Annotated in this window: 10 protein-coding genes; 6 read left to right on the forward strand and 4 right to left on the reverse strand. The window is 60.3% G+C overall.

From position 1 onward, the window contains the following. The 6 genes from nuoL to A3722_RS07540 all read left to right on the forward strand — a co-directional run. On the forward strand, positions 1–1,569 hold a 1,569-nt coding region (gene nuoL / locus A3722_RS07515), incomplete at its 5' end, for an NADH-quinone oxidoreductase subunit L (protein ID WP_067916040.1). Next, positions 1,569–3,131, forward strand: a complete 1,563-nt coding sequence (locus tag A3722_RS07520; protein ID WP_201721981.1) for an NADH-quinone oxidoreductase subunit M — start codon at positions 1,569–1,571, stop codon at positions 3,129–3,131. The genes nuoL and A3722_RS07520, both read left to right, overlap by 1 nt. A gap of 14 nt (positions 3,132–3,145) precedes the next feature. Next, on the forward strand, positions 3,146–4,591 hold the full coding sequence (gene nuoN / locus A3722_RS07525) for an NADH-quinone oxidoreductase subunit NuoN (protein ID WP_067626624.1): 1,446 nt from the start codon (positions 3,146–3,148) through the stop codon (positions 4,589–4,591). A gap of 32 nt (positions 4,592–4,623) precedes the next feature. Beyond that, the gene (locus A3722_RS07530; RefSeq protein WP_067626622.1) at positions 4,624–5,355 is read left to right on the forward strand and encodes a biotin--[acetyl-CoA-carboxylase] ligase; all 732 of its coding nucleotides are present in this window, start codon (positions 4,624–4,626) and stop codon (positions 5,353–5,355) included. A 22-nt stretch (positions 5,356–5,377) separates the two neighbouring features. Further along, complete coding sequence (locus A3722_RS07535; RefSeq protein WP_067626620.1) at positions 5,378–6,154, forward strand: type III pantothenate kinase; 777 nt, start codon at positions 5,378–5,380, stop codon at positions 6,152–6,154. 1 nt (position 6,155) lies between these two features. Continuing rightward, on the forward strand, positions 6,156–7,823 hold the full coding sequence (locus tag A3722_RS07540) for a ribonuclease J (RefSeq protein WP_067626618.1): 1,668 nt from the start codon (positions 6,156–6,158) through the stop codon (positions 7,821–7,823). Here A3722_RS07540 and A3722_RS07545 read toward each other — a convergent pair. From A3722_RS07545 to A3722_RS07560, 4 genes are all read right to left on the reverse strand, one after another. After that, positions 7,807–8,469: a hypothetical protein gene (locus A3722_RS07545; RefSeq protein WP_067626616.1), complete on the reverse strand. Its 663-nt coding sequence runs from the start codon at positions 8,467–8,469 to the stop codon at positions 7,807–7,809. The genes A3722_RS07540 and A3722_RS07545 overlap by 17 nt on opposite strands. A gap of 99 nt (positions 8,470–8,568) precedes the next feature. Further along, complete coding sequence (locus A3722_RS07550; protein ID WP_067626614.1) at positions 8,569–10,152, reverse strand: DEAD/DEAH box helicase; 1,584 nt, start codon at positions 10,150–10,152, stop codon at positions 8,569–8,571. A gap of 149 nt (positions 10,153–10,301) precedes the next feature. Beyond that, a complete protein-coding gene (locus A3722_RS07555) occupies positions 10,302–11,237 on the reverse strand; it encodes a glycosyltransferase family 2 protein (RefSeq protein WP_067626612.1) in 936 nt (311 codons plus the stop codon). A gap of 78 nt (positions 11,238–11,315) precedes the next feature. Next, positions 11,316–12,935 (reverse strand): peptide chain release factor 3, encoded by a 1,620-nt coding sequence (locus tag A3722_RS07560; protein WP_067626626.1) that lies wholly within the window; start codon positions 12,933–12,935, stop codon positions 11,316–11,318. Positions 12,936–12,947: the final 12 nt, after the last annotated feature.

A 12,947-nucleotide genomic window follows, 5' to 3' on the forward strand; every position in this document is an offset into this window, starting at 1 on the left:
GGCCTCTATATGCTGACGGACTCGATCCGCTTTGATGATATCTTTGCCGCAGCGCCCGACTTGGCTGAGCAGACGGTGACTTTCCTGTGGAACGATTGGAATGCGGCGAACCTGATCGCCTTCCTGCTCTTCCTCGGCGCGATGGGTAAGTCGGCGCAATTGTTCCTGCACACTTGGCTGCCCGACGCAATGGAAGGTCCGACACCTGTGTCGGCGCTGATCCACGCGGCGACCATGGTGACGGCAGGTGTTTTCCTCGTCTGCCGCATGTCGCCGGTGATGGAATTTGCGCCCGAAGCGATGGCCTTTGTCACAGTCATCGGTGCGACAACCGCCTTTGTCGCGGCGACCATCGGCCTTGTGCAAACCGACATCAAACGTGTGATCGCCTATTCGACCATGTCACAGCTTGGCTATATGTTCGTGGCGGCTGGCGTCGGCATGTACTCGGCGGCGATGTTCCACCTGTTCACCCACGCCTTCTTTAAGGCGATGCTGTTCTTGGGCGCGGGCTCGGTCATTCACGCGATGCACCATGAGCAGGACATGACCAACTACGGCGGCCTGCGTAAGAAAATCCCCTATACCTTCTGGGCGATGATGATCGGCACGTTGGCGATCACCGGTGTTGGCATCCCGCTGACGTATATCGGTTTCGCGGGCTTCCTGTCGAAAGACGCGATCATCGAAAGCGCTTGGGGCGGTGGGTCGATGTATGGTTTCTGGATGCTGGTGATCGCCGCGGCGATGACGAGCTTCTACAGCTGGCGTCTGATTTTCCTCACGTTTTTCGGCAAACCGCGTGGCAACAAGCACACGCATGAGCACGCCCACGAGAGCCCGATGGTCATGCTGATCCCCCTTGGCGTTCTGGCGCTCGGCTCGGTCTTTGCTGGGATGGTTTGGTACGGCAGCTTCTTTGGCCATGCAGATCAGGTTGGCAAATTCTACGGCATCCCGATGGCTGAAATGGCCGAAGGCGGCGACGCCCATGTCGAAGGGGCCGAGGATGACCACGGTGCCACCGGCCCGGTCGACGGCGATCACGGTGCCGACGCTTTGGTCGAAGGCCAGCAGGACGCGGGCGCGCAGCACGAAGCCTTTGGCGGTGCACCGGGTGAGGGGGCGCTTTACTTTGCGCCCGACAACCACGTGCTGGATGACGCGCACGCCGCCCCGACTTGGGTTAAGGTCTCGCCCTTTATCGCGATGCTGGCCGGTCTGGTCATGGCCCTGTGGTTCTATATCTGGAGCCCGACCGTCCCGGGACGTTTGGCGGCAAACCAACGCCCGCTTTACCTGTTCCTGAAAAACAAATGGTACTTTGATGAGGTTTACGACGTGATTTTCGTGCGTCCCGCCAAAACGATCGGCCGGTTCCTGTGGAAACGCGGCGATGGCACTGTGATCGACGGCACGCTCAATGGCGTCGCCATGGGGATCATCCCCTTCTTCACCCGCCTCGCGGGTAAGGCACAGACGGGCTATATCTTCACCTATGCCTTCGCCATGGTGATCGGCATCGCCGTTCTGGTAACATGGATGACGATGAGCGGAGGAGCGAACTGATGGATACGCATCTGCTTTCAATCATCACATTCATTCCGGCCTTCGCTGCACTGATCCTCGCGGTCTTCCTGCGGGGCGACGATGCCGCTGCCGGGCGCAACGCGAAATGGCTGGCCTTCATCACCACGACGGTCACCTTCCTGATCTCGCTCTTCGTGCTGTTCGAGTTCGATCCGTTGAACACCGATTTCCAGTTCGTGGATGAAGCCGACTGGCTTCTGGGTCTGAAGTACCGCCTTGGCGTCGACGGCATCTCGATCCTTTTCGTGATGCTGACCACCTTCATGATGCCGCTGGTTATCGCGGCAAGCTGGAACGTCGAGCACCGCGTCAAGGAATACATGATCGCCTTCCTGCTCTTGGAAACGCTGATGCTCGGCGTGTTCATGGCGCTGGATCTGGTGCTCTTTTACCTCTTCTTTGAGGCGGGTCTGATCCCGATGTTCCTGATCATCGGCATCTGGGGCGGGAAAGAGCGTATCTACGCGAGCTTCAAGTTCTTCCTCTATACCTTCCTCGGCTCGGTGCTGATGCTGGTGGCGATGGTCGCGATGTTCACTGAGGCGGGCACGACCTGCATCGGCGGCTGCGAGATCAGCCTGCTGACCCACAACTTCGGCTCCGAGAGCTTTGAGCTGCTGGGGATTCAGATCGTCGGCGGCATGCAGACACTGATGTTCCTCGCCTTCTTTGCCAGCTTCGCGGTCAAGATGCCGATGTGGCCAGTGCACACATGGCTGCCCGACGCACACGTTCAGGCCCCGACGGCGGGTTCTGTGGTGCTGGCGGCAATCCTGCTCAAGATGGGCGGCTACGGCTTCCTGCGCTTCAGCTTGCCGATGTTCCCCGTCGGGTCCGAGGTGATGACGCCGCTGATCCTGTGGATGTCGGCCATTGCCATCGTCTATACCTCGCTGGTGGCGCTGGTGCAGCAGGACATGAAAAAGCTGATCGCCTATTCCTCGGTCGCACACATGGGTTTCGTGACCATGGGGATCTTTGCGGCGAACCAGCAGGGGATTGATGGCGCGATTTTCCAGATGATCAGCCACGGCTTCATCTCTGGCGCGCTTTTCCTCAGCGTCGGCGTGATCTATGACCGGATGCACACCCGAGAGATCGACGCTTACGGCGGCCTGGTGAACCGCATGCCCGCCTATGCGCTGGTCTTTATGTTTTTCACCATGGCGAACGTGGGCCTACCGGGCACATCTGGCTTCGTGGGTGAATTCCTGACGCTCATGGCGACGTTCCAAGTGAACACTTGGGTGGCGGCTGTGGCCACGACCGGGGTGATCTTTTCGGCGGCCTATGCACTCTGGCTCTATCGCCGCGTGGTGATGGGCGACCTGATCAAAGAAAGCCTCAAGGCGATCACCGATATGACCGCGCGTGAGAAATGGATCATTGCGCCGCTGGTGGCGATGACCCTGATCTTGGGCGTCTATCCGGCGCTGGTGCTGGATATGATCGGGCCGTCGGTGGCTGCTCTCGTTGACAATTACGACATGGCGCTGGAGGCGGCTGAGGCCGCTGTGCAGACCGCCGATGCCTCGCATTAAGAAGGACTTGGCGCATGATTTCCGCTGATCTGAACATCATTCTGCCCGAGATTGTACTTGCGGGGTTTGCCCTGCTTGGCCTTCTTGGCGCGGTCTATACGTCGAAAGACAAGGCCGCCGGGGTGCTCGTCTGGGTGACCGCGGTGGTGATGGTGCTGCTGGCTGCTTGGGTGGCCATGTCCGGCGACGGCACCACCAACATCGCCTTCCACGGCATGTTCATCGACGACAGCTTCGCGCGCTTTGCGAAAGTGGCGATCCTGCTCTCGGCGGCGGCTGTCTTGGTCATGTCCGAAAGCTATATGAAACTGCGCGGTTTGCTGCGGTTTGAATATCCGATGCTGGTGGCCTTGGCTGTTGTCGGCATGATGATGATGGTCAGTGCAGGCGACCTGATGGCGCTCTACATGGGGTTGGAGCTGCAATCGCTAGCGCTCTATGTCGTGGCCTCGCTGCGCCGCGACTCGGTCAAGTCCACAGAGGCGGGCCTCAAGTATTTCGTGCTCGGCGCACTTAGCTCGGGCCTGCTGCTCTATGGTGCGTCGCTCGTTTATGGCTACGCCGGGACCACGCTTTTCGCGGGCATCATCACCACGGCGCAAACCGGCGGCACCTCGCTTGGGCTCCTCTTTGGTCTGGTCTTCCTGATTTCGGGCCTTGCCTTCAAAGTTTCCGCCGTGCCGTTCCACATGTGGACACCGGACGTATACGAAGGTGCGCCCACCCCGATTGCGGCCTTCTTTGCCACGGCACCCAAGGTCGCCGCCATGGGCCTGTTCGCGCGGGTCATGCATGACGCCTTCGGCCAGATCGTCAACGATTGGAGCCAGATCGTGGCGCTGCTGTCGGTGCTGTCGATGTTCTTCGGCTCTGTCGCCGCGATTGGTCAGACCAACATCAAGCGTCTGATGGCCTTTTCATCAATTGCCCACATGGGCTATGCGCTGATGGGTTTGGCTGCGGGCACGGCCTTCGGCGTGCAGGCGATGCTGGTCTATATGGCGATCTATGTGACGATGAACCTCGGCACCTTTGCGTTCATCTTGCTGATGCAGAAAGACGGCGCGCCGGTGACTGATATCACGCTGCTCAACATGTATGCCAAAAGCAATCCGGGCCGGGCGCTGGCGATGCTGGTGCTGCTCTTTAGCCTTGCGGGTGTGCCGCCGATGCTGGGCTTCTTTGGCAAGTTCTATGTGCTGCGCGCAGCCTATGATGCCAATATGGCATGGCTCGCTGTGGCGGGCGTGATCGCCAGTGTGATCGGTGCCTACTACTACTTGCGGATCGTCTTTTACATGTACTTTGGCGAAGAGCGCTCTGACACGCTGGATCACCAGAACGGTGGCGTGTTGACCGTGGTGCTGATGGCGTCGGCGGTGATTATGATCGTCGGGATCGCAAACATGTTCGGTGTCGAAGGCATGGCCGCCTCGGCTGCGGCGTCGCTGGTGAACTGAGCGGTGCGGCGGACGATCGGCCGGATCAGCGCATGAGCCACTGGCCGGAAGGCTATGGCCGGCGCGTCTATGACACGCTCGATTCCACCCTCTCAGAGGCGGCGCGGTTACAGCAAGAGCTGACCGCGCCGACTTGGATCCTCGCACTGGAGCAGACTGCCGCGCGGGGCCGCCGGGGCCGCAGTTGGACCACGCCGCGCGGCAATTTCGCGGCCACACTGATGATGCCGCGCAAAGAACCGCCGGGCGTCGCCGCGCTGCGGTCCTTCGTGACATCGCTGGCGCTTTACCGCTCTTTCGTCGGGGTGACCGGGCGCGAGGATGCCTTTGCCCTAAAATGGCCGAACGATGTGCTCCTGCGAGGCGGCAAGGTTGCGGGTATCCTGCTTGAAAGTGTGGGCGATCATCTGGCCATCGGCATCGGCGTGAACCTTGCCCATGGACCAGAGGCGAGCACGCTGGAAGCCCGCGCCCTGCCTGCGGTGACCCTCCGCGAAGCGGGGGCGAATGTGAGCGCCGAAGATTTCCTTAACATCCTTGCGCAAGAATATGCCGGTCTGGAAGATCAATTCACCACCTATGGTTTCGTCACGATCCGCAGCGCATGGCTCGCCCATGCCGCGCGGCTCGGAGAGGTCATCACTGCCCGCACCATGCGCGATGAGATCACCGGCGTTTTCGAAGATGTAGACGGCGCAGGCAATCTGATCCTGCGCACCCGCGACGGCGCGGTGCCCATCACCGCAGCGGATGTGTTTTTCTAAAATCTGGGGGAGGGGAGGCACCATGCTTCTGGCAATTGATTGCGGCAACACGAATACCGTGTTCTCGATCTGGGACGGGGAAGAGTTTATCGCCACTTGGCGCACCTCGACCGAATGGAAACGCACGGCGGATCAATATTACGTCTGGCTTAACACGCTGATGCGGCTGCAAAATATTGACGCTGACATCACCGATATGATCATCAGCTCAACCGTGCCACGGGTGGTGTTCAACCTGCGCGTTTTGGCGGACCGCTACTTTCACACGCGCCCTTTCGTGGTGGGCAAACCCGGGTGTGCGCTGCCCATTGACGTGCGCGTGGATGCAGGCACGCAGGTCGGGCCCGACCGTTTGGTGAACACAGTGGCAGGCTATGACCTCTATGGCGGTGACCTGATCGTGGTGGACTTCGGCACCGCCACGACCTTTGACGTGGTCGCTGATGATGGCGCCTATATTGGGGGGGTGATTGCGCCGGGGGTGAACCTCAGCCTAGAGGCGCTGCACAACGCTGCGGCCGCCCTGCCGCATGTCGATATTTCCAAACCTCAGAACGTCATTGGCACCAATACCGTCGCCTGTATGCAGTCCGGTGTCTTTTGGGGTTATGTCGGACTGGTTCGTGAGATATGTGAGCGCATAAGGGCGGAACGTGCAAGACCCATGCGCGTTATCGCCACGGGGGGTCTGGCACCGCTGTTTCAGCAGGCAGTCGACCTGTTCGATGATTATCAAGATGAACTCACGATGCACGGCCTGACCGTGATCCACGATTATAATAAGGACAAAGCTGAATAATATGAGCAGCGAACGATTTATCTATCTGCCCCTCGGTGGGGCGGGTGAAATTGGCATGAACGCCTATGTCTACGGTTACGGCAAACCCGGGAAAGAACGGCTGATCGTCGTCGACATAGGTGTGGCCTTTCCGGACATGGACAGCACGCCGGGCGTGGACCTGATCCTGCCCGACATCTCTTGGCTGAAGAAACGTCGCGATCAGATCGAAGCGATCTTTATCACCCACGCCCACGAAGACCACATTGGCGCCATCGCGCATTCCTATGAGGTGCTGAAAGCGCCGATATATGCGCGTGCCTTTACTGCCAATATCGCCCGCCGGAAGATGTCTGAGCACGGCCACCCCGAAGATGCGGTCACCACGGTAAGCGCATGGCCCGAGCAGATCACCGCAGGCCCCTTCAAAGTGGGCTTCCTGCCGATCTCGCATTCGATCCCTGAATCCTCGGCCATGGTCATCGACACGCCAGAGGGGCGCACGATCCACTCCGGCGACTTCAAGATCGACCGCACCCCTGGCGTCGGCGAAGCCTTTGACGACGCACTTTGGGCCGAGGTCTGCAAGGATGGCGTCAATGCGCTGATCTGCGACAGCACAAATGTTTTCTCCGCTCATCCCGGCCGCTCGGAAGCGACAGTTGGGCCGGAGATCGAAAAACTGGTCAGCAGTGCCGAGGGCATGGTCGTCGCCACAACCTTTGCCTCCAACGTGGCGCGGGTCAAAACGCTGGCAGAAGCGGGCGCGCGGGCAGGGCGGTCGATCGTTCTGCTGGGCCGTGCAATGAACCGCATGGTCGAAGCCTCGATCCAGACCGGTGTGATGACAGACTTCCCGCCTGTCATCTCTCCCGAAAATGCCCGGGCGATTCCGCGCGAGAACCTGATGCTGCTGGTCACCGGCAGCCAAGGTGAACGCCGCGCGGCCTCTGCGCAGCTGGCACGGGGGAAGTATCAGGGCATCGAGTTGAAAGAGGGCGATCTGTTCCTCTTTTCCTCGAAGACTATCCCGGGCAATGAGCGTGGCGTGATCGGCATCATCAACCAGTTCTCTGAAAAGGGTGTGGATGTGGTGGATGATTCCTCGGGGCTCTATCACGTGTCGGGCCACGCGAACCGCCCGGACCTTGAGACGCTGCATGCCATCGTCAAACCGCAGGTTCTGATCCCGATGCACGGCGAGCACCGTCACCTGCGCGAGCATGTGAAGATCGCCAATGCCAAGGGCATCACCGGCGTTTTGGCCGTGAACGGTATGATGATCGATCTGTCGGGCAACAAGCCCAAGGTGGTCGAACATGTCGACACGGGCCGCATGTATCTGGACGGGTCGGTTCAGGTCGGCGCGCTGGATGGTGTGATCCGCGACCGTATCCGCATGGCGCTGAACGGCCATGCCACCGTGACCATGATTTTGGATGCGGATGATGAGCCCTTGGGCGAGCCTTGGGTTGATCTGATGGGGCTGCCGGAGACAGGCCGGTCCAATGCACCGCTTGTGGATGTGCTGGAACAAGACCTCAGCCAGTGGCTGAACCGTCAGAAAGCCGCCACCCTGCGGGATGACGACAAGCTGAACGACGGTCTGAAAAAGGTCGCACGTCAGTCGTCTTACGACGAAATCGGCAAGAAACCCGAAGTCACCGTGGTGGTCAGCCGTCTGAGCTGACCTCCTCCCCACCGCTGCACATATAGACCGCGCCGCCCACTGCGACCACGCTCACCCCCGTGGCCGCAAGGGCGGCGGGGGTCGATAGCGCGGTGGCCAGCGTCGAGCCTGTAGTCGCCAGATTGGCGCTCAGTGCGGATGCCCCTCCCGTCAAAATGAAGGCCCCGGATTTATGCGCCACGGCGCGTAGGTTGTCCGGCTGGCTGATGGTGTCGACCGCGGATCGTGCGATGTTCTTGCTGATCTCGACGGTCTCTTCCTTGGTAGTGTTCACCCGTTCGCAAAAGGTCTTTTTGCAATAGCCGCGATAGTTCCGCGCGCCGGGGATCAGGAAATGCCCATCCTCGGGTGTGGCGGTCAGGCAGTAGCCGTCGATCTGGTTGAGCGGCACGGTGGTGGCAAGGTAGTCGAACAGCACCCCGCTGTCACAGGCGGGTGGGGCGCCCCAAAGGCTGCTCCATTTCCGCGCGGGCCAATTCATCAGCCGCTCGCGAGCGCCGACTTCCTCGGCGAAATTGGCGAAATTCTCGGCCTCTACGACAACTTCGGCGCCGTTGACCTCGGCCCGGCAGCGCTCGGCGCTGGCGGGGGCAGAGATAAGGGCGGTCAGGGCAAGGGTGAGGGCGAAGAGAGCAGGGCGCAGCATAATGGTCCTATCTGAGAGGTTTCCCCTCACATAGCACAGACGGAAAAGCCGCCAATCCCGGCAGGGATCAGCGGCGAATTCATGCCCGCGGGGGCTGTCTTAGATGCGCTCGCGGAAGCTTAGGCCGATGAAGTCCGGGGTGTGATCGCCCAGCCCGACGACGCGGTTGTCGTTGCCACCGCGTTTGTCATTCCGGCCCCGACCACGCGAAGGTTTGTCATTGTTGCCGCCGCGCTGCGATTTGCGCCCGCCCTGCGTGCCTTCGGCTTCGCGCTCTGGGGTCACATCGGCTTTGGCCTCTTTCGGTGCCTCGGCCTGCGGTTGCTTGGCCTCATTGGAGGTCTCAACGGGTTTGTCCGTCTGAGGCCTATCCGTCTGGTGCTTATCCGTTTGGCGCGCGTCCGCCTGCGGTTGCTCAGCCTGTGGCTTATCGGCCTGTGGCCTGTCCGACTTACGGCTGCGCGACCGGGTGCGTTTGGGCTTGTCATCGGTTTTGGCCGGGGCGTCAGACGCCTCTTCTGCCGGTTTGGCATTGCCAAGCGGGTTCTCGATGCGCGGAATTTCCTTTTGCACCAGACGCTCGACGTCTTCAAAGTTCTTGTCGTCGCGGGGCTGGCAGATCATGATCGCCTTGCCGTCGCGGCCCGCACGGCCGGTGCGGCCAATGCGGTGAACGTAATCCTCGGCGTGGCTGGGCACGTCGAAGTTGAAGACATGGCTCACGCTTGGCACATCAAGCCCACGCGCGGCAACGTCTGAGGCCACGAGGAAACGTAGTTCGCCAGCGCGGAACCCTTCGAGCGTTTTGGTCCGCTGGCTTTGGTCCAGATCGCCGTGGATCGGGGCGGCGTCATAGCCGTATTTCTTCAAAGACTTGGCAACGGTATCCACGTCCATCTTGCGGTTGCAGAAGATGATCGCATTGGTGCATTTCTCGCCTTCGGCGTCGATCAGCAGACGCAGCAACTTGCGCTTCTCGGTGGCTTCACGGTCCTTGCGCGAGGCTTTGAACATGACAACGCCCTGTTCGATGGTCTCGCTCGTGGTGGCCTGACGTGCCACTTCGATCCGCTTAGGATTGCTGAGAAAAGTGTTGGTGATCCGCTCAATCTCGGGCGCCATGGTGGCCGAGAAGAACAGCGTCTGACGGGTGAAGGGCGTGAGGCCGAAGATCCGTTCGATATCGGGGATGAACCCCATGTCGAGCATCCGGTCGGCTTCGTCCACGACCATGACTTTCACGTCCGAGAGGATCAGCTTGCCCCGCTCGAAATGATCCAGCAGGCGGCCCGGTGTGGCGATCAGCACGTCGACGCCTTTGTCGATCAGCTTGTCTTGCTCTTTAAAGCTCACGCCGCCGATCAGCAGCGCTTTGGTGAGCTTGAGGTGCTTGGAATAGGTGTCAAAGTTCTCGGCCACCTGTGCGGCCAATTCCCGCGTGGGGCAGAGCACGAGGCTGCGCGGCATCCGCGCACGAGCGCGGCCACGGGCGAGCAGCGACAGCATCGGCAGCGTGAAGCTGGCGGTCTTGCCGGTGCCGGTCTGGGCAATGCCCAAGACGTCGCGGCCTTCGAGAGCGGGGGGAATAGCGCCCGCCTGAATAGGTGTGGGCGATTCGTAGCCAGCCTCTACAACAGCTTTGAGGACCTTGGCATTCAGGTTTAGATCGGTAAATTTTGTCATGTGCGTCCGGGTTGAGCGGACACTGACTTGGCCCGCGGCAGCAATACAAGCCGGCCCGAATGGCCCAAGGGGCGGCATATGCCGCGGCATGTTGCGAAAGCGCATAGCAAGTTGCAGCCCAGCCGTCAAACACTTGGCCTCTCAGGCGCTTAACTTGCGAAATGGCGCGACACCTTTGCATCAAGGTCGAGATCGGCAAGGCGCAGCAAACCCTTCGCCTTTAGGGTTGCGCGCAACTCGGGGGTGTCGGCGCAGACCTCATTGAAAAAGGCGCGTAATCCCGCCTCGCCCCCTTCGGCTTCGATCATGGAAAAAAGCTCATGCATCGACAGCCCGCCGCGATCACGGGGTCGGTTGGGGGCGAGATCGGAACGGTAAGAGCCTTTTTCCAGCCGGTAGCGATAGGCGGCCAGCCAGTCGGGCCAGCTTTTTGCGTGCAGATGCGCCAGATCAATGCCGGGCTGTTGCTCTGGCCCCTCAATCATCGCGTCATTCTGAAAAACGTTGTGTATTTGTAGGCGAACGTCGGCCATCCCGGTGCGGACAAAGACCTTTCCGGCCAAATGGCTCAAGAATCCCCCTTTGACGTATTCGCCATAGGTTGGGTAAAGCGCCGACACGATCTGCGCCCGCTGCGGGCCGTTTGGAATGAAGGATTTGAAGGCTGTCGCATCGCCTGCCAAAGCCTCCATCGGGCGGATGCGGGCGATCTTTTGCGCTGCGGGCAGGGCGGCGAGCACCTCTCCCACAGGGTGCTCGGCAACAAGGAATTCATCCACATCCATATGGATCAGCCAATCCACATCATCCGCGCGGTTATAGGCGCGGGTGGCGTTCTGGCTTTGGCGGACCTGATGCTTTTGCGGGCGTTTGCCGCAAAGCTTTTGCCAATAGGCATCATCGCAGGTGACGACGCGGATCTTGGGGTGGGCTTTCAAACTGTCGAAAGCCTCTGGGTTCTCAGCGTCGAGAAATAGATAGAGCCGATGCGCGCCTGCCTCAAGGTGGTAGGCGGCAAAGCGTCTAATCTCGTCAGCGGGGGCCAAAATTGTGGCAACCAGCCCCCATTTCGTCGTCGTCGTCATCGTGTCTCCCCGGTTGGGTCCAGAATGCCATGATTGCGCGCGAAATCAAGGCTTACGACCCATACCGGAGAGGCTAATTCAGACCATCATTTCCTTGGTCGCGGTAAGTTTCACATCCGGGTAATCACGCTCAACCCGGTCGATGTCCCATTGCAGGCGGGTAAGGTAAACGATGTCGCCGTCGTGGTCATGAGCGATGTGCTGTTTGTTGCTTTCGGTAAACTTATCAACGGCTTGTTTCGTGCCATTCACCCAGCGGGCCGAAGTGAATTGTGAGGGCTCAAACCGCACCGGCAGCCCGTATTCCAGCTCGATCCGGCTGGCGAGCACTTCGAATTGCAACTGGCCAACAACGCCCACAACAAAACCCGAGCCGATGGAGGGTTTGAACACTTTCGCGGCACCTTCTTCGGCAAATTGCATCAGCGCTTTCTCAAGGTGTTTCGCTTTCAGCGGATCGCCCGCGCGGACCGATTGCAGCAATTCGGGCGCGAAGGAGGGGATACCGCTGACACGCAGCGCTTCGCCTTGGGTCAGCGTGTCACCGATGCGCAGCTGCCCGTGGTTGGGGATGCCGATGATGTCACCAGCCCAAGCCTCTTCCGCCAATTCGCGGTCGGAGGCGAGGAACATGACAGGGTTGGAGATTGTCATCGGTTTCTTCGTGCGCACATGGGTCATTTTCATGCCCCGCTCGAAATGACCCGAGGCGAGGCGGACAAAGGCCACGCGGTCCCGGTGTTTCGGGTCCATGTTCGCCTGCACTTTGAAGACAAAGCCAGAAACCTTTGTTTCTTCGGGCAAAATCTGGCGCGGCGTGGCGGCTTGGATCTGTGGCTCCGGCCCGTATTTGGCGATGCCCTCCATCAATTCGCGCACGCCGAAAGAGTTGATGGCAGAGCCGAACCAGATCGGCGTCAGCGTCCCTTCGTGCATCGCTTTGAGGTCCAGAGGCGGCAGCAGTTCACGCGCCATTTCCAAATCTTCGCGCAGCTTTTCCAGCAGGGCGGCGGGGACGTGTTCGGCCAGCTTGGGGTCGTCCAACCCTTCGATCTTGATGCTGTCAGCCACACGGTTCCGGTCGGCGCGGTCCATCAGTTCCAGACGGTCGCGCAGCATGTCATAGCAGCCCACGAAATCGCGGCCCACGCCGATGGGCCAGCTTGCCGGTGTCACGTCAATGGCGAGGTTCTCTTGGATTTCGTCGATGATCTCAAAAGTGTCGCGGCTCTCGCGGTCCATCTTGTTACAGAAGGTCAGGATCGGCAGATCGCGCATCCGGCAGACTTCAAAGAGTTTCTGCGTCTGGCTTTCCACACCCTTGGCGCCGTCTATTACCATCACGGCGGCATCCACCGCTGTCAGCGTGCGGTAGGTGTCTTCGGAAAAGTCCGAGTGGCCGGGTGTGTCGACGAGGTTGAACCGGTAGTTGGTGTCGCCACTGTGAAAATCGAATGACATGGCCGAGGCCGAGACCGAAATCCCCCGGTCCTTTTCCATCGCCATAAAGTCAGACCGCGTGCGCCGCGCTTCGCCCTTGGCGCGCACTTGGCCAGCCATCTGAATGGCCCCGCCGAACAGGAGGAACTTTTCAGTCAGCGTGGTCTTGCCCGCGTCAGGGTGGCTGATGATCGCAAAGGTGCGACGGCGCGCGATCTCGGCGGGCAGGGCGGGGCGGTTTTGCGGCGTGTCCAACATCCGCCCCATATA

It is taken from the genome of Sulfitobacter sp. HI0027, assembly GCF_001634775.1.
Taxonomy (GTDB): Bacteria; Pseudomonadota; Alphaproteobacteria; order Rhodobacterales; family Rhodobacteraceae; genus Sulfitobacter.

Excerpts from the sequence above, each read along its gene's own strand:
- A3722_RS07540 (WP_067626618.1), top strand. The coding sequence starts at position 6,156 with ATGAGCAGCGAACGATTTATCTATCTGCCCCTCGGTGGGGCGGGTGAA.
- nuoN (WP_067626624.1), top strand. The coding sequence starts at position 3,146 with ATGATTTCCGCTGATCTGAACATCATTCTGCCCGAGATTGTACTTGCG.
- A3722_RS07560 (WP_067626626.1), bottom strand. The coding sequence starts at position 12,935 with ATGTTGGACACGCCGCAAAACCGCCCCGCCCTGCCCGCCGAGATCGCG.
- A3722_RS07535 (WP_067626620.1), top strand. The coding sequence starts at position 5,378 with ATGCTTCTGGCAATTGATTGCGGCAACACGAATACCGTGTTCTCGATC.
- A3722_RS07530 (WP_067626622.1), top strand. The coding sequence starts at position 4,624 with ATGAGCCACTGGCCGGAAGGCTATGGCCGGCGCGTCTATGACACGCTC.
- A3722_RS07545 (WP_067626616.1), bottom strand. The coding sequence starts at position 8,469 with ATGCTGCGCCCTGCTCTCTTCGCCCTCACCCTTGCCCTGACCGCCCTT.
- A3722_RS07520 (WP_201721981.1), top strand. The coding sequence starts at position 1,569 with ATGGATACGCATCTGCTTTCAATCATCACATTCATTCCGGCCTTCGCT.
- A3722_RS07555 (WP_067626612.1), bottom strand. The coding sequence starts at position 11,237 with ATGACGACGACGACGAAATGGGGGCTGGTTGCCACAATTTTGGCCCCC.
- A3722_RS07550 (WP_067626614.1), bottom strand. The coding sequence starts at position 10,152 with ATGACAAAATTTACCGATCTAAACCTGAATGCCAAGGTCCTCAAAGCT.